Genomic DNA, 16456 nt, shown 5'->3' on the forward strand with positions numbered 1-16456 from the left:
AGGAAAATAATGCAACAGTGTAACGTATCACCTAGGGATGATCCGATGCCCTTAATAAAATGGAACAATTGCTCAGCCTAGCTCCACTCGGTTACGCCCGGCATTTTTTGCCCGATATAACGCCTCATCGGCTCGTTTGAGCACCAGCTCGCTGCGTTCCCCCGGCTTGAAGGCCGTCATGCCCATCGACACCGTGATTGTCACTGGCTCGCCCTTGAAATGAAACGGACAGGCCTCGATGGCCGCGCGCAATACCTCGGCCAGTTTTGCGCCGGCCGCGAGAGGCGTGTCTGGCACCAGCAGGACGAACTCCTCGCCGCCAAAGCGGGCGATGAAGTCACTACCGCGGATACGCTTGCGCAGGACCGAGGCAATGAGCTTGAGTACCCGGTCGCCGGCCAAGTGACCGTAGTTGTCATTGATCCGCTTGAAGTGATCGAGGTCGAGCATGGCGATCAACAGGCTATTGCCGTGCCGCTGCCACTGGTCGACTTCCCGTTCGAGACGCTCGCTCCAGGCTGCGCGGTTGGGCAGGCCGGTCAGCGGATCGATCAAGGCCTTTTGCCGCTGCTCCTCCAGGTTCTCGCGCACGATCAGAGCGTCCTGCTCCATCAACGCAACGCGCTCGGCCAGGCTTTTCAGGCGAATCGAAACGTCCTTCTCACGCTGGTCACGCTGCTTGCGATGTTCATCCATCGTACCCAGCAGCCCTTCCAAATGGTTTTCCAGCACTTGCTTGAGGCCTTCCAGGTCATCGGCTTGCTGCATGCTGCTCTGCAGGCCATCCACTTGCTCGCGGATCTGGGAGTCCATTTCCCTGGAGGCCGAAAGATTGTCGGCATGGTCATCGCTGGCGGCTTGCAGCGTGCTTTGGAATGACTCCAGACGATCGTTGAGTCGTTGCAGATACGCTTCAAACTCGTGCTGGCCGCTGTCAGTGATCGCCAACATAAGCACCGCCAGATCGTCGAGGATCGGCAACAACTCATACCAGTTCAAACCGTTGCGCAAACGCTCTCGCATGGCTTCCGCCTGGGGCCGATGACGCTCGGGCAACGTCAGATCGCCAAGCAAGCCCAGCAGGGTGTCTTCGATATGCCTGGCGACCGAGCTGTAGGAGGGTTCCGGCGAGTCTGGCAGGGCGTAATGAGCCTCATCGGGATCGACCGATGCGGGGAGCTCGACGGGCTCTTCGACAGCAAGGGGTATTTCCTCAAGCGGCTGCGTTGACGCCTCTGGCACCAGCTCGTCCGGGTTTTCCAGCACGGTTCCGGGTTCGGCGTGCTCGGCGAGGACCGGGGATGGTTCGACGGCGGCCTGGGCTACCTGGGTGCTGGCTTCCGGCTCGGGCTGCGGTGCAGGCTCGTCTTGCGGTCCATCTGCCGGCTCCGTTACCGCGACCGGCCCCGTTTCTGGCACGGTGGCTGCGTGGTCTTGCTCCGCTAATGGGGTGGGGGCAGGTGCGATGGATACCGTCTCGACTGCCGGTTGCGCAGGCGCCAGCGCCGCGGCATCCGTCTCAGGCGTCGGGCTGGACCGGGCCGGCTCGGACGGCTGGGGCTGGACGGGCACCTCATCGTGACCGTGCCCACCGAACAGCCGTTGCAGCAGACCGGGCCGGCTCGGCTGATCCGGCGTTTCCAACGCGCTCAGCGCCTTGCCCTGCAAGCCGCTCAATTCGCTGAGCAATAATGGGATTTCCCGCGCCTGGCCGACCCGGGCATCCAATTGCTTGGAGAACTTCTTCAATGGCCGGCTGACTTCCTTCGGCAGCGGCAAGGATTGCAACTGGGCGACCAACGCGGTCAACGCGGCGCTCATTTGGTCCACACGCGTCTCGCGACGCTGTTCGGAATCGAGTACGGCTTTCTCCAGGCGCGGCAGCAAGGCGGCGAGGGCGGCGTCCATGTCGTCGGTGCGCACCACCTCGCGCATCTCTTTCATGCACTGGTCTACGGCCCGGTCGGTACCCTCGGCGGCCAAGGTGCTGCGCACCAGGCCTCGACGCAGCAAGTCGAGCCGAGCGTCCCAGCGGCGCTCAAGCTTTTCCTGTTGTTCGATGCTCTTGAGGTACTTCTCTCTCCAGCGTTCGGCGTCGTCGCTCATTCATCGGGTCCGCAAGGGGAAGGACTCAGCGCAGGGAATGCGTCGGCCGTGAGCGAACCCGGCAGACGTATTTCGACCGCGACCGGCAGGTGATCGGAAATGGGCTGGGCCAATACTTCGACGCGTTCGAGGGTCAAGGTCGGGCTCAGCAGGATATGGTCCAGGCAGCGCTGGGGGCGCCAGCTGGGAAACGTGGCTTCGAGCTGCGGGGCGAGCAGGCCAAGGTCGCGCAGTGGCGACGTCTGGAGCAAGTCATTGGCGTGGGTGTTCATGTCGCCCATCAGCACCTGGTGCTTGTAGCCGCCGATCAGTTCGCGAATGTAGGCCAACTGCATCGTTCGGGTGCGAGCCCCGAGAGCCAAGTGCATCATCACCACAATCAGCGCCTCCGGACCTTCGCCGAAGCGCGCCAGGATCGCTCCACGCCCCTTGGGGCCTGGTAGCGGATGGTCTTCGATCGCCCACGGTCGCAGGCGACTCAGCACGCCGTTGCTGTGCTGGCCGAGCCGGCCGAGGTTGCGATTGAGTTGTTGGTACCAGTAGGGGAACGCACCAAGATGGGCAAGGTGTTCGACTTGATTGATGTAGCCGGAGCGCAGGCTTCCGCCATCGGCTTCCTGCAAGGCAACCAGGTCGAAGTCTTTCAGCAGGTCGCCTATCTTTTGCAGGTTACCGGCGCGTCCCGTATGGGGTAGCAGATGTTGCCAGCCCCGGGTCAGGTAGTGCCGGTAGCGCTCGGTGCTGATGCCAACCTGGATATTAAAACTGAGCAACCGCAGGCGGCTGTCCGCCGGCAGGCCCGTGGAGGCGACATGGTGCTCGTTGACCCGCGGTTCGTGCAGGCCAACGATGCGCTCGGTACTCCAGCGGGCCATGGCCGTGGGCCGGGCTTAGTTGGCAGCAGCCTTGGTGGCCGCTCGCTCTTTGGCGATCAGCGTGTCCGCCAGTTGCAGCGCTTCGTTCGCGCCGCCAGCGGAGCCGATGTCAAAGCGGTATTTGCCATTGACGACCATGGTCGGTACGCCGGTGATTTCGTATTTCTTCGCCAGCTCACGGGCCTTCTTGATCTGTCCCTGAATAGCAAAGGAATCAAACGTGGCCAGGAACTTATCCTTGTCGACGCCCTGGGTTGCGAGGAACTCAGCCATGTCTTCTTTCTTGGTGAGCTTCTTGCCTTCTTTCTGGATCGCGTTGAACACCGCAGCGTGAACCTGATGCTCGACGCCCATGGCCTCGAGGGTCAGGAACATCTGGCCGTGGGCGTCCCATGGGCCGCCGAACATGGCGGGAATGCGCACGAAATTCACGTCCGAAGGCAGCTTTTCAGCCCATGGATTGATCACAGGCTCGAATGCGTAGCAATGCGGGCAGCCGTACCAGAACAGCTCCACGACCTCGACCTTGCCAGGCACTGCTACCGGCACGGGGTTGGCCAATTCGACATAAGGCGCGGCGGGTGCTTCAGCTGCTTGGGCAGTCACGCCGAACAGGCTGGCGGCGACGAGCGCGGCGCTGATGATCAGATTACGCATGCTTTACTCCTGGACAAATGAGGTGGCCTCGCGAGGCGTGTTTTTCAGACAGGGCCCGGCGGGTTCAGTTTCGCTAGTGTAACGGCAGCGGCCACAAAAAAGGGCGGCCAAAGCCACCCTTTTGATTTTTGCATCGATAGATTAATCGGGCGTTAACGTTGCAAGAGATGTCCCCCTTGCAACGGCCTCAGTGCAGGCCCTGGATGTAGCTGGAAACGGCCGCGATGTCTTCGTCGCTCAGCTTGCGAGCAATCGTACGCATGGTCATCGCGTCGCCATCGTTGGCGCGACCACCTTCTTCCTTGCGGAAATCGGTGAGTTGCTTGGTGATGTACTGGGCATGCTGGCCGCCCAGGTGTGGGAAACCGGCAGCGGCGTTGCCCTTGCCGTCAGGGGAGTGGCACCCGGTGCAGGCTGGGAGGCCTTTTTCCAGGTTGCCACCGCGGAACAGCGCTTCGCCGCGAGCCACTAGTTTTGGATCGGCGGCGCCAACGCTGCCCTTCTGGCTGGCGAAATACGCCGCGAGGTCCGCCAGATCCTGATCGTTCAGGTTGTTCAGCAGGCCGGTCATTTCCAGGACGACACGCTTGCCATCCCTGATTTCCTTCAGCTGCTTGGTCAGGTAGCGCTCACCCTGGCCCGCCAGTTTTGGAAAGTTGGGCGCCATGCTATTGCCATCCGGACCGTGGCAGGCCCCGCATACGGCCGCTTTCGCCTGACCGGCGGCGGCATCGCCAGCGGCGTGGGCTACGCCGGATATCCCCAAGGTCAACAGCAGACTCACGATCAGTTTGTTCATCAGCTAATCCAACTACGGCTAAGGGTTAAGAGTTATGGACCGGGCTTACTCGCTCATCCACTGGATGATGGCTTGGTAATCCTCGGCACTGCAGTCCATGCACAAACCACGCGGCGGCATCGCCTTGAAACCCTGGGTCACGTGTTGCACCAGCGTCCCCATACCTTTCGCCAACCTCGGCGTCCAAGCTTCCTGGTCACCCTTGCGAGGCGCCATGGGTAGTTGGCCGGAATGACAGGCACCACAAACACGGTTGTACACAGCTTCCGGATCCTGTGTAGCCTGAGCGCTGTAAAGCGGCATCAAGACACCGGCAGCTAGCAGCCATTTCGTCATAAAACGACCTTTTCAGGGTTGGGAACGAGCTGCGTTCTGATGCGCAATTCAGTTCTATCGCTCCCGTGAGCTTCATCCTACGCTGGGACAAAGCGCACACAAAATCTGCGGCATTATATACTGGCGTCACTGAAACGGAAACGACACAGCTTGCCGCGTCCATTCCCGACGCCGCCCACATCGGAAATCCCATGCAACTGAAGAACCCCATCCTTGGCCTGTGCCAACAGTCCACCTTCATGCTCAGCGCTGCCAAAGTCGATCAATGCCCTGACGACGAAGGTTTCGAAGTGGCTTTCGCCGGACGTTCCAACGCTGGCAAGTCCAGCGCGCTGAACACCCTGACCCATGCAAGCCTGGCGCGCACCTCGAAAACCCCGGGTCGCACACAGCTCTTGAACTTCTTCAAGCTAGACGATGAACGCCGTTTGGTCGACCTGCCGGGCTACGGTTATGCCAAGGTGCCAATCCCGCTCAAACAGCACTGGCAACGACACCTGGAAGCTTACCTGGGTAGCCGCGAGAGTTTGAAAGGCCTGATTCTGATGATGGATATCCGCCATCCGATGACCGACTTCGACCTGCTGATGCTCGATTGGGCCGTTGCCAGCGGCATGCCGATGCACATCTTGCTGACCAAGGCCGACAAGCTCACTTACGGCGCGGCAAAGAACACCCTGCTCAAAGTGCAATCTGAGATCCGTAAGGGTTGGGGCGACACGATTACTATCCAGTTGTTCTCTGCCCCCAAGCGCATGGGGCTGGAAGAGGCCTACACGGTATTGGCCGATTGGATGGAGCTGGCGGACAAGGGCGGCGAGGCGGCTGAATAGCCAAATCGCAGGCAAAAAAAACCCCGGACTTCGTATGGGGAGGGGGAAGTTCGGGGTCCAAGTTCCGGACCGCTAGGGCGGGGTCCAGATATCTGCCAACACTTAACACAACATAGGAGCATTGAAGGGCTTCACCAGCCATTCAGAATCTCTGAGTGGTAATTCACAACTTTAGTTCAGATTATTTTGGAAATAACTGTAGGAAATTGCAGAGCTAACGAGGCCACGCCTGGGTTTGCGATGATTCAATGCGGTATCGATTGCCTGGGCTGACGCTATCGCGAGCTTGCTCGCGATAGCCATATCCCTATCCTGACACCAATCCCCCTGTGGCGAGGGAGCTTGCTCCCGCTGGCCTGCGCCGCAGGCCCGTGCATTTTCCAGTAGACCGCATCGCCCGGTTTACGACTACTGCGCAGCCGAGCGGGAGCAAGCTCCCTCGCCACAAGAGCTCGGAGGTCTCAGCACGAAAGAATCAGTGTGCCTCGTCCCAGTTATTGCCCACGCCCACTTCCACCAGCAGCGGCACGTCCAACTTAGCCGCGGCGCTCATGTGCTGGCGGATTTCCACACTCACCTGGTCGACCAGGTCTTCACGCACTTCCAGAACCAGTTCGTCGTGGACCTGCAGGATGACTTTCGCATCCAGCCCTGACGCGCTCAGCCAGCCATCCACGGCAACCATGGCTTTCTTGATGATGTCGGCCGCCGTGCCTTGCATCGGCGCGTTGATGGCGGTGCGCTCGGCGCCTTTGCGCAGGGCCGGGTTTTTCGCGTTGATGTCCGGCAGGTACAACCGGCGACCGAAAATGGTTTCGACGAAACCTTGTTCGGCGGCCTGTGCGCGGGTGCGCTCCATGTACTCCAACACACCGGGATAACGGGTGAAGTAGCGATCGATGTAAGCCTGGGACTGCTTGCGATCGACACCGATCTGCTTGGCCAGGCCGAAGGCGCTCATGCCGTAGATCAAACCGAAATTGATTGCCTTGGCGCTGCGTCGTTGATCATGGGTCACCGCCTCCAGCTCTACGCCGAACACTTCGGCAGCAGTGGCGCGGTGCACGTCCAGGTCGTTGCGAAAGGCATGGAGCAGCCCTTCATCCTTAGCCAGGTGCGCCATGATCCGCAGCTCGATCTGCGAGTAGTCCGCCGCCAACAGCTTGTAGCCTTTGGGCGCGACGAATGCCTGACGAATCCGACGACCTTCCGCGGTGCGGATAGGAATGTTCTGCAGGTTCGGGTCTATGGATGACAAACGCCCGGTCGCGGCGACGGCTTGCTGGTAATTGGTATGGACGCGTCCGGTGCGGCTGTTGATCTGCTCCGGCAGGCGATCGGTGTAGGTGCTCTTGAGCTTGCTCAACGAGCGGTACTGCATCAGCACCTTGGGCAGCGGGTAATCCTGCTCCGCCAGCTCGGCAAGCACTGCTTCGGCGGTCGATGCCTGGCCCTTGGCGGTTTTGCTGAGCACCGGCAAGCCGAGCTTTTCGTACAGGATCACGCCCAATTGCTTGGGCGAGCCCAGGTTGAATTCCTCACCGGCAATGGCAAACGCCTCACGCTCCAGCGCCACCAGTTTGTCACCCAGCTCGACACTCTGTACGCCGAGCAGGTTGGCATCCACCAGCGCCCCTTGGCGCTCGATGCGCGCCAGGACCGGCATCAACGGCATTTCGATCTCGTTGAGCACCTTGCCCAGGCTTGGCGTGACGGCCAGTTTTTCTTGCAAGGCCTGGTGCAGGCGGAAGGTCACGTCGGCGTCTTCGGCCGCGTACGGGCCCGCCAGCTCAAGTGAAATCTGGTCGAAGCTCAGCTGTTTGACGCCTTTGCCGGCGATGTCCTGGATATCGGTCTTGCTTTGCCCCAGATATTTCAGCGCCAGGCTGTCCATGTCGTGACGGGTCGCCGTGGAATCCAGTACGTAGGACTCCAGCATGGTGTCGAAGACGATGCCCTGCACCAGGATGCCGTTGTTTTGGTCGCCATCGATGGCGCAATTAGCCAGGATGTTGGTTTCGAACTTGGCATGCTGACCGACTTTGAGCTTGTGCGGATTTTCCAGCAAAGGCTTGAGCGCCTTGAGCACTGTGTCGCGATCCAATTGCTCCGGCACGCCCATGTAGGAATGGGTCAGCGGGATGTAGGCCGCCTCGAAAGGGGCCACGGAGAACGACAACCCCACCAGTTGAGAGTGCTGCGCATCCCCACCATTGGTTTGTGTCACCAGGGAAAACAGCGGCGCCTGCTCCAGCTTCGCCAGCCACGCATCGAAGCTGGCCTGATCAAGGATGACCTCGTACTTCTTCTCGATACCCGCCGCCGGCTCTTCGTTGACTTCCACGATATCCTGGCCGGCACGCTTGGCGTCGCGCTGGTTCTCTTCGAACCAGCTCTTGAATTCCAGCAGCGTATACAACTCGGCGAGCTTTTCGTGATCCGGCGAGCCCATCTGCAGGTCGTCAAGGCCGATATCCAGGGGCACGTCTGTCTTGATGGTCGCCAGTTCGTAGGAAAGAAACGCCATTTCCTTGTGTTCTTCCAACTTGGCAGCCAACGTCTTGGCGCCGCGAATCGGCAGCGTGGCAACGATGTCCAGTTGCGCATACAGCTCGGTCAGGCCGCCGTTGACGCCTACCAACAGGCCGGACGCGGTCTTCGGTCCGATACCCGGAACGCCCGGGATGTTGTCGGAAGAATCGCCCATCAACGCCAGGTAATCGATGATCTGCTCTGGAGCGACGCCAAACTTCTCCTTCACGCCAGCCACGTCCAGCGCACTACCGGTCATCGTATTGACCAAGGTAATGTGCCCATCGACCAGTTGCGCCATGTCCTTGTCGCCAGTGGAGATCACCACAGGCCGGTCGGCGGCGGCACTGCTACGGGCCAGGGTGCCGATCACGTCGTCGGCTTCGACGTTGTCCACGCACAGCAGAGGGAAACCCAGGGCCTTGACGCTGGCGTGCAGCGGTTCGATCTGTACGCGCATGTCGTCGGGCATGCTTGGGCGGTTGGCTTTATATTCAGCGTACAGCGCATCGCGAAATGTCCCACCCTTTGCGTCGAATACCACCGCGAATGGGCTGTCCGGATACTGCTTGCGCAGGCTCTTGAGCATGTTCAGCACGCCCTTGACCGCACCGGTCGGCAGGCCTTTGGAGGTGGTCAGCGGTGGCAGCGCGTGAAAGGCGCGGTACAGATAAGAAGAACCGTCCACCAGGACGAGGGGGGCTTGGCTCATGAGCAGGATCAACCTTTTCGGCGGGTCCGGGGCTAGAATAGCGGGACCGTTGACGACAAAGGGACAAGGTTATCATGCGTACACTAAATCGCCTGTTACTCGCTGGTTTGTTTGCATTCACCCCGATAGCCGTCATGGCGGCGGATGACGCTCCCTCGGCGGACCCGGATGTCACCATCCGCACCGAAGGCGATAAAACCATCCAGGAATATCGGCAAAACGGCTTTTTGTACGCGATCAAGGTCACGCCCAAGAACGGCAAGCCTTATTTCCTGGTACGCGCCGACGGCACCGATGCAAATTTCATCCGCTCGGACCAGCCGGATATGCTGATCCCTTCGTGGAAAATCTTTGAGTGGTAATGCCGCTCTCGACTTCAACCGGCGCTCGCTGAAGAGCGCCCGTACTGGCAGTTTTAACCATGTCTGTGTTCACGCCCCTGGCTCGGCCCGAGCTGGAAACCTTTCTCGCCCCTTACGGGCTCGGCCGCCTGCTTGACTTCCAGGGGATCGCCGCTGGCAGCGAAAACACCAATTTTTTCATCAGCCTTGAGCGGGGCGAATTCGTCCTGACCCTGGTCGAGCGCGGCCCGGTGCAGGAAATGCCGTTCTTCATCGAGCTGCTGGACGTGCTGCACGACGCCAACCTGCCGGTGCCCTACGCACTGCGCACCACCGACGGCGTTGCGTTGCGTGAACTGGCCGGCAAACCGGCACTGCTGCAACCGCGCCTGGCCGGCAAGCACATCAAGCAGGCCAATTCGCAGCATTGCGCGCAGGTCGGCGAATTGCTCGCACACCTGCACCTGGCGACACGCGACAAAATGATCAAGCGCAAGACCGATCGCGGCCTCGACTGGATGCAGGAGGAGGGTGCCAAGCTGTTGTCGCGCCTCGATGCCGAAGCCCATCGGCTGCTGGAAACAGCGCTGGACGAGATCTCGCTGCAAAAGGTCGGCATCCTCGCGCTGCCTCGCGCCAACATCCACGCGGACCTGTTCCGCGACAACGCGATGTTCGAAGGCACGCACCTGACCGGATTGATCGATTTCTACAACGCCTGCTCCGGGCCGATGCTTTATGACGTCGCCATCGCCTTGAATGACTGGTGTTCGGACGATGACGGCGTGCTCGACGGTCCCCGGGCAAGAGCACTGCTGGGGGCCTACGCCGCGCTACGGCCGTTCACCGCCGCCGAGGCGCAGCTGTGGCCGACCATGCTGCGCGTGGCGTGCGTGCGGTTCTGGTTGTCGCGGTTGATCGCCGCCGAATCGTTTGCCGGGCAGGATGTGTTGATTCACGATCCCATGGAGTTCCAGCAGCGCTTGGCGCAGCGGCAGACGGTTCATGCGTTGTTGCCGTTCGCCCTATAACAGCAGGCCGGCGCGAAGGCTTTTGTGGCGAGGGAGCTTGCTCCCGCTCGGTTGCGCAGCGACCGCAAGATTTTTAGGGCCGCTTCGCGCGCCCAGCGGGAGCAAGCTCCCTCGCCACAAGAGCAGTGGGGTTATAACGACTCCAGACACCCCGCCAGATCATTGCCCAACTTTTCCAACAGCTGCTCATATCCTTGCGCCGTCGCCGGGGTGTAGCCGCCCAGTGCGTCCAGCTCCGCCAGTTTCACCGGCAACCCGGCCACCAGGGTTTCGGCCAGGCGCGGGCGCAACGGCGGCTCGCTGAAGACGCAGGTCTTGCCTACCGCTTGCAAGCGCGTGCGCATCGCCGCCACATGCTGGGCTCCGGGCTGCACTTCGGCGGCCACGGCGAACACACCGGCGTGCTTGAGGCCGTAAGTGTCTTCGAAATAATCGAACGCCTCGTGAAAGACAAAATAAGGTTTGCCCGCGACCCCGGCCAGGCGGGCCTTGAGGCGTGTATCCAACGCATCGAGACGCTGGTTGAAGCCCTTGAGGTTGCCTTGGTAACGGGCAGCGTTCGCCGGATCCGCAGCGCTCAGGTCAGCCGCCATCCTGGCGGCGATCACCCGCGCATTGTGCGGCGAAAGCCACAGGTGGGCATCCACGGTGCCGGGGCGGTGGTCGTGATCGTGGTCATCGCCCTGATCATGGTCATGATCCTCGTGGGACGCGCTGTCCTCGGCGAAATGACGCAACTTGAGCCCCGGCAAGTCCTGGACCGCGATGGAAGGCAAGGTACGACCATTCAGCACACGCGGTAGGAAACCTTCCATGTCTGGGCCGATCCAGTAGAGCAAATCCACCGATTGCACCTTGCGTACATCGGATGGCCGCAACGCATAGTGATGGGGCGAAGCCCCCGGCGGTAGCAATACCTGCGGAACGGCCACGCCGTCCTGCACCGCGGCGGCAATCAATTGCAGCGGCTTGATGCTGGTGAGTACCTTGACGTCCGCCTGGACCGGGCCGATCAGCAGAAAACTTGCGACAAAAGCGACAAAGAGCGAAAAAATTCGGGACACGATGACCACTCGGAGAGACGAGAACGGGTAACATAATAACGTCTCTCACCAAACTCGTCGCTGCCCATGCCTATCACACCCCTTGCCAGTCGTCCCCACGATCACTCCCACTGCGTGCACAGCGCACTGTCCGAGGCCGACGCCATCTGCGCGCGCCAAGGGTTGCGCCTGACCGCCCTGCGTCGGCGCGTGCTGGAATTGGTCTGGCAAAGCCACAAGCCGCTGGGTGCATATGACATCCTCGCGGTGCTCAGCGAGCAGGACGGCCGACGGGCCGCGCCGCCGACCGTCTACCGTGCGTTGGACTTCCTGCTGGAAAACGGCTTGGTGCATCGCATCTCGTCGCTGAATGCCTTCGTCGGCTGCAACCACCCGGAGCACGCCCACCAGGGCCAGTTCCTGATCTGTCGCGAATGCCATGCGGCGATCGAGCTTGAACAAAAATCCATCAGCGACGCGATCATCGCTAGCGCCAGGGAGGTCGGCTTCGTGGTCGACACCCAGACCGTCGAAGTGGTCGGTCTCTGCTCCGGCTGCCAGGGGGCCTGATGAGCAACGCGTTGATCCGCCTCGACCAGGTGGCCGTGACGTTCGCCGGGCAGAGCGTGCTGGACAACATCCATTTAAGCGTCGAACCGGGGCAGATCGTGACCTTGATCGGCCCCAACGGCGCCGGCAAGACCACCCTGGTGCGCGCCGTGCTGGGTTTGCTCAAGCCAAACAGCGGCAGCGTCTGGCGCAAACCCAAGTTGCGCGTCGGCTACATGCCGCAAAAACTCCACGTCGATCCGACCTTGCCGCTTTCGGTCCTGCGCTTCCTGCGCCTGGTACCAGGCGTCGATCGCGAGCGAGCCTTGGCGGCGCTGAAGGAAGTCGGCGCCGAGCAAGTGATCGACAGTCCGGTGCAAAGTGTTTCCGGGGGCGAGATGCAGCGTGTATTGCTGGCCCGGGCCCTGCTGCGCGAGCCGGAGTTATTGGTGCTCGACGAGCCCGTGCAAGGCGTCGATGTCGCGGGACAGGCCGAGCTATACAGCTTGATCACCCGCCTGCGCGACCGCCATGGTTGCGGCGTGTTAATGGTCTCCCACGATCTTCATTTGGTCATGAGCACCACCGACCAAGTGGTGTGCCTCAACCGCCACGTCTGCTGCTCCGGCCATCCCGAACAAGTCAGCGGTGATCCAGCATTCGTCGAATTGTTCGGAAAGAACGCACAGAGCCTGGCGATTTATCACCACCACCATGACCATGCCCATGACCTGCACGGTTCGGTGGTCAGCGCCCCTTCTGCTTCCAATCATGTTCATGGAGACGGCTGCAAGCATGGCTGATTTTCTGTTGTATGCCCTGCTTGCAGGCTTGGCCCTCGCGCTCGTGGCTGGTCCACTGGGCTCGTTCGTGGTCTGGCGGCGCATGGCATATTTTGGCGACACCTTGTCCCATGCGGCGCTCTTGGGCGTGGCCCTGGGTTTCCTGCTGGACGTCAGTCCCGCAGTGGCCGTTACCGTCGGCTGCCTGTTGCTGGCGGTGGTGCTGGTGACCCTGCAACAGCGCCAGCCGCTGGCGTCCGACACGTTGCTGGGCATCTTGGCCCCCAGCACCCTGTCCTTGGGATTGGTGGTGCTGAGCTTCATGCGTGACGTCCGTATCGACCTGATGGCCTATCTGTTCGGTGACCTGCTGGCGATCAGCCCGGCGGATCTCTCTTGGATCCTTGGCGGCAGCGCGGCGGTACTGGCGTTGCTCGTGGCACTGTGGCGTCCGCTGCTGGCGGTCACGGTCCATGAGGAGCTGGCGCGGGTCGAAGGTTTGCCCGTGGTGGGCCTGCGTTTGGCGCTGATGCTGTTGATCGCGGTTGTCATTGCGGTGGCGATGAAGATCGTCGGTGTGTTGCTGATTACTTCGTTGCTGATCATTCCGGCGGCTGCGGCACAGCGTCACGCTCGCTCGCCCGAGCAGATGGCCCTGGGCGCGAGCCTGCTGGGCATGCTCGCCGTATGTGGCGGGCTGGCACTTTCATGGTTCAAGGACACCCCGGCCGGCCCGTCCATCGTGGTCAGCGCCGCGGCGTTGTTTCTGCTGAGTTTTGTCCTACCCCGTCGAGGGGTGTAGACTTGCTCGCTTTTTGCGCAAATAGAGAGTCGCAGGAATGAAGCCGTTCGCCTCCCGTTATCTGCTCCTTGTCGCGTTTTCCCTGCTGGGCGCCTGCCAGAGCACGCCGCCGGTCACCCAAGCCCCTGATACGCGGGGTCCGGCCCTCGCGCAGCTGCAACAGAGCCTGGCCGGCAATGAATTGGCCACCGCCGAAGATCAATTGGCAACGTTGCAGGCTCAATCGCCGGAAGACCCATCGTTGGAGCCTTACCAGCGTCAACTGGCCGAGGCGTACTTGCGCCGTAGCCAGATCGATCTGCAGAAAGGCGATGTAAATGCCGCCGCCACGGCCCTTAGCCGAGCTCGCGCCCTGATGCCAAAGGCGCCGGCGCTTACCGGCGAAGTCAACAGCGCGATTGCCGAAGCGCGTAAAGCCGACCTGGAAAAAGCCGAGGCCGATCTCAAGGCCGCCGAAGCCAAGCCGGTCGCCAAAATGATCGATCCGAGCGCACCCAGCACAACAGTCGCGTTGAATCTAGGTGATATTCGGCAAATGCGTCATCAACTGGACGCCATCGCCGCAGATATTGTGAATTTCAAGTGTGGTGTCAGCATCCAGGTGCCGCGCACCGATGATTACCCTTGGTTGGCGACATTGCTGAGCAAACGAGTCAAGAAGCTAGATCCTGGGTTCGATCTGAAACTGCGCAAGCAAATTTTGCGCAACGTGCCTGCGCAGTTGGTCCTAACTCCGCGCAAGCCCTGAAAAAGCCTCGTCGGAACGCTGCCCGTAGCACGCTCGCTTCCCATGAGTTTAGTGAACGACTACTAACCCCCTGGGAGCGAGCTTGCTCGCGATAGCGTCCGGCGGACAACAAATTTCCTTTAGGCCGGAACCGCCTTGGCCTTAGCCTCACGCGCCCAAACCCGATGTTGAGCAATCGCGTCAAAAAACGCCTGGAACTTGCTCGCGTCGGCATCCGGAATCAACCCTGCGTCCGCCTCTAGCTTCAACAACACCAACAACTGCCGGGCTTCGCCATGCAGCGCAATGGCCTTGAGGTGTTTGTAAGCTTCCAACAGGTAGTGCAACGCCACCCCATCGGCACTCAAGGCTTTGATCGACTCCACGCCACCCGGTACAAACACCGCGTCGAAGGCGATCGACGGCAGGCCTTCCATCGAAGCATCCACCGGCAGCGTTTGTCCGTTGGCCGCCGTCACCGGAGCGGACGTCGGACCAAGGATCTTCGCGTGGGCGCCTTCTGCCTCCAGCGCCTTTTTGAGCGCATCGATGATCGCGCCGTCGACGCCATTCGCCACCAACACCGCGACCTTGCGCGTCTTGATGTCGCCGGACAGCAGGTTCGCCTGGCTCAATGCCGGGGACTGCTGCAACGAAGGCGTCGGAACATCGACCGTACAGGCGGTGGGTGCCGGCAAGCCGAGGTTTTTCGCAACGCGCCCGGCCAACTCCAGATCGATATTGGCGAGAATCTCGTTTACCTGCCTCGCCCTGATGAACTCGCGCTCCACCTTGCCCAGCTCGAAGCTATAGGCCGCGATAATGTGCTCTTGTTCGTGGGCGCTCATGCTCTTGTAGAACAGCCGAGCCTGGGAGAAATGATCACCGAACGAATCGCTGCGCTGGCGGATCTTGTGGGCGTCGATACGCTCCGGATAGCTTTCGAAACCGCCATCTTGAGGACCTGGCGGGGTTTCCTTCGGCCAGCCACCGTCGATGGAGTTCGGCTCGTAGGACGCGCGCCCTTTATCGATAGTGGTGCGGTGCATCGCATCACGTTGGCCGTTGTGCACGGGCGTGATGGCGCGGTTAATAGGCAGCTCATGAAAATTCGGGCCGCCGAGTCGGCTGATCTGCGTATCGGTGTATGAAAACAGCCGTCCTTGCAGCAATGGGTCGTTGGTGAAGTCGATGCCCGGCACGATATGCCCTGGGCAGAACGCAATCTGCTCCACCTCGGCGAAGAAGTTGTCCGGGTTGCGGTTCAATACCATCTTGCCCAACGGGGTGATGGGCACAAGTTCTTCTGGGATGATCTTGGTCGGGTCGAGCAAGTCGAAGTCGAACTTATGCTCGTCTTCCTCGGCAACGATCTGAACGCCGAACTCCCACTCGGGGTAGTCGCCCATCTCGATGGATTCCCAAAGATCGCGACGATGATAATCGGTGTCCTTGCCTGCAAGCTTCTGGGCTTCGTCCCACACCAGGGAACAAGTGCCCGCCTTGGGCCGCCAGTGGAACTTGACGAAGCTGCTGCGCCCTTCAGCGTTGATCATACGAAAGGTGTGCACACCAAAACCCTGCATCGTGCGCAGGCTCTTTGGAATCGCCCTGTCGGACATGGCCCATATCACCATGTGAGCAGATTCCGGAACCAATGAGACAAAATCCCAAAAGGTGTCGTGGGCCGAGCCACCGGTGGGGATTTCGTTATGGGGCTCGGGTTTTACCGCGTGGACAAAATCCGGAAATTTCACCGCGTCCTGGATGAAAAATACCGGCATGTTGTTGCCCACCAGGTCGAAGTTGCCCTCGTCGGTGAAAAATTTCACGGCAAAACCGCGCACGTCCCGTACGGTGTCACCGGAACCGCGTGGACCCTGCACGGTGGAAAAACGCACGAACACAGGCGTTTTTTTATTGGGGTCTTGCAGGAAACCAGCCTTGGTCAGGGCCGCATGTGATTCATAGGCCTGAAAGTAGCCATGGGCACCGGTCCCGCGGGCATGGACGATGCGCTCCGGGATCCGCTCATGGTCAAAGTGCGTGATTTTCTCACGCATGATGAAATCTTCCAGCAACGATGGCCCACGGGCGCCGGCACGCAGGGTGTTCTGGTTATCGGCGATTTTTACGCCCTGGTTTGTGCGCAGCGCCTGTTCCGTGGCATCGGAGCGAAACTGCTCCAGGCTTTCGAGCTTGGCGTTGGTGTTAGTGCGATCCAAGGTATCGGTCCCGGCCAGTTGGCTAGGGGCGGCAGGCTTTTTAGTGCTCATCAGGCGTGACTCCTCGTTGCGATCCCCGCCGTGGCCAGGACCCATGAGTTCGATG

15 protein-coding genes are annotated in these 16456 nt (G+C 60.8%); 7 read left to right on the forward strand and 8 right to left on the reverse strand.

Features of this window, described 5'->3' with window-relative positions; genetic code table 11:
- Nucleotides 1–72 precede the first annotated feature (72 nt).
- From DOCECA_RS22110 to DOCECA_RS22130, 5 genes are all read right to left on the reverse strand, one after another.
- Nucleotides 73–2106, reverse strand: coding sequence for a diguanylate cyclase (locus DOCECA_RS22110; protein WP_445571088.1), 2034 nt, complete (start codon nt 2104–2106; stop codon nt 73–75).
- Nucleotides 2103–2981 carry an endonuclease/exonuclease/phosphatase family protein gene (locus DOCECA_RS22115; protein ID WP_420766019.1) on the reverse strand — a complete coding sequence of 293 codons (879 nt, stop codon included), beginning with the start codon at nt 2979–2981 and terminating at the stop codon, nt 2103–2105. Before DOCECA_RS22115 ends, DOCECA_RS22110 begins: the two co-directional genes overlap by 4 nt.
- Before the next feature lie 15 nt (nt 2982–2996).
- The gene (locus tag DOCECA_RS22120) at nt 2997–3638 is read right to left on the reverse strand and encodes a thiol:disulfide interchange protein DsbA/DsbL (protein ID WP_420766020.1); all 642 of its coding nucleotides are present in this window, start codon (nt 3636–3638) and stop codon (nt 2997–2999) included.
- A gap of 187 nt (nt 3639–3825) precedes the next feature.
- Nucleotides 3826–4437 (reverse strand): c-type cytochrome, encoded by a 612-nt coding sequence (locus DOCECA_RS22125; RefSeq protein ID WP_434608656.1) that lies wholly within the window; start codon nt 4435–4437, stop codon nt 3826–3828.
- Nucleotides 4438–4482: 45 nt separating this feature from the next.
- Nucleotides 4483–4773, reverse strand: a complete 291-nt coding sequence (locus DOCECA_RS22130; protein WP_420766022.1) for a c-type cytochrome — start codon at nt 4771–4773, stop codon at nt 4483–4485.
- Between the two features lie 191 nt (nt 4774–4964).
- On the opposite strand from DOCECA_RS22130, the gene yihA reads away from it, so the two are divergent.
- A complete protein-coding gene (gene yihA / locus DOCECA_RS22135; RefSeq protein ID WP_420766023.1) occupies nt 4965–5606 on the forward strand; it encodes a ribosome biogenesis GTP-binding protein YihA/YsxC in 642 nt (213 codons plus the stop codon).
- 475 nt (nt 5607–6081) lie between these two features.
- Here yihA and polA read toward each other — a convergent pair whose 3' ends face one another.
- Nucleotides 6082–8850, reverse strand: coding sequence for a DNA polymerase I (gene polA / locus DOCECA_RS22140; protein WP_434561456.1), 2769 nt, complete (start codon nt 8848–8850; stop codon nt 6082–6084).
- A gap of 74 nt (nt 8851–8924) precedes the next feature.
- Here polA and DOCECA_RS22145 point away from each other — a divergent pair, with 74 nt between their 5' ends.
- Together DOCECA_RS22145 and DOCECA_RS22150 are read left to right on the forward strand one after the other, a co-directional pair.
- Nucleotides 8925–9212, forward strand: a complete 288-nt coding sequence (locus DOCECA_RS22145) for a DUF2782 domain-containing protein (protein ID WP_030138994.1) — start codon at nt 8925–8927, stop codon at nt 9210–9212.
- Nucleotides 9213–9271: 59 nt separating this feature from the next.
- Nucleotides 9272–10222, forward strand: coding sequence for a homoserine kinase (locus tag DOCECA_RS22150; RefSeq protein WP_434675624.1), 951 nt, complete (start codon nt 9272–9274; stop codon nt 10220–10222).
- 131 nt (nt 10223–10353) lie between these two features.
- Here DOCECA_RS22150 and znuA read toward each other — a convergent pair whose 3' ends face one another.
- Entirely contained in the window at nt 10354–11286 is a 933-nt protein-coding gene (znuA, locus tag DOCECA_RS22155) for a zinc ABC transporter substrate-binding protein ZnuA (protein ID WP_434675623.1), read from the reverse strand.
- Nucleotides 11287–11352: 66 nt separating this feature from the next.
- On the opposite strand from znuA, the gene zur reads away from it, so the two are divergent.
- The 4 genes from zur to DOCECA_RS22175 are packed head-to-tail and all read left to right on the forward strand — an operon-like array spanning nt 11353 to nt 14146.
- The gene (gene zur / locus DOCECA_RS22160; protein ID WP_420766027.1) at nt 11353–11835 is read left to right on the forward strand and encodes a zinc uptake transcriptional repressor Zur; all 483 of its coding nucleotides are present in this window, start codon (nt 11353–11355) and stop codon (nt 11833–11835) included.
- The gene (gene znuC, locus DOCECA_RS22165) at nt 11835–12617 is read left to right on the forward strand and encodes a zinc ABC transporter ATP-binding protein ZnuC (RefSeq protein ID WP_420766028.1); all 783 of its coding nucleotides are present in this window, start codon (nt 11835–11837) and stop codon (nt 12615–12617) included. Before zur ends, znuC begins: the two co-directional genes overlap by 1 nt.
- Entirely contained in the window at nt 12610–13398 is a 789-nt protein-coding gene (gene znuB, locus DOCECA_RS22170; protein WP_420766029.1) for a zinc ABC transporter permease subunit ZnuB, read from the forward strand. The genes znuC and znuB overlap by 8 nt, the downstream gene beginning before the upstream one ends.
- Before the next feature lie 37 nt (nt 13399–13435).
- On the forward strand, nt 13436–14146 hold the full coding sequence (locus DOCECA_RS22175; RefSeq protein WP_434649493.1) for a PA5502 family lipoprotein: 711 nt from the start codon (nt 13436–13438) through the stop codon (nt 14144–14146).
- Nucleotides 14147–14265: 119 nt separating this feature from the next.
- Here DOCECA_RS22175 and katE read toward each other — a convergent pair whose 3' ends face one another.
- Nucleotides 14266–16401, reverse strand: a complete 2136-nt coding sequence (gene katE, locus DOCECA_RS22180; RefSeq protein WP_434649495.1) for a catalase HPII — start codon at nt 16399–16401, stop codon at nt 14266–14268.
- Between the last annotated feature and the right edge of the window lie 55 nt (nt 16402–16456).

Source organism: Pseudomonas sp. E102 (genome assembly GCF_052660185.1).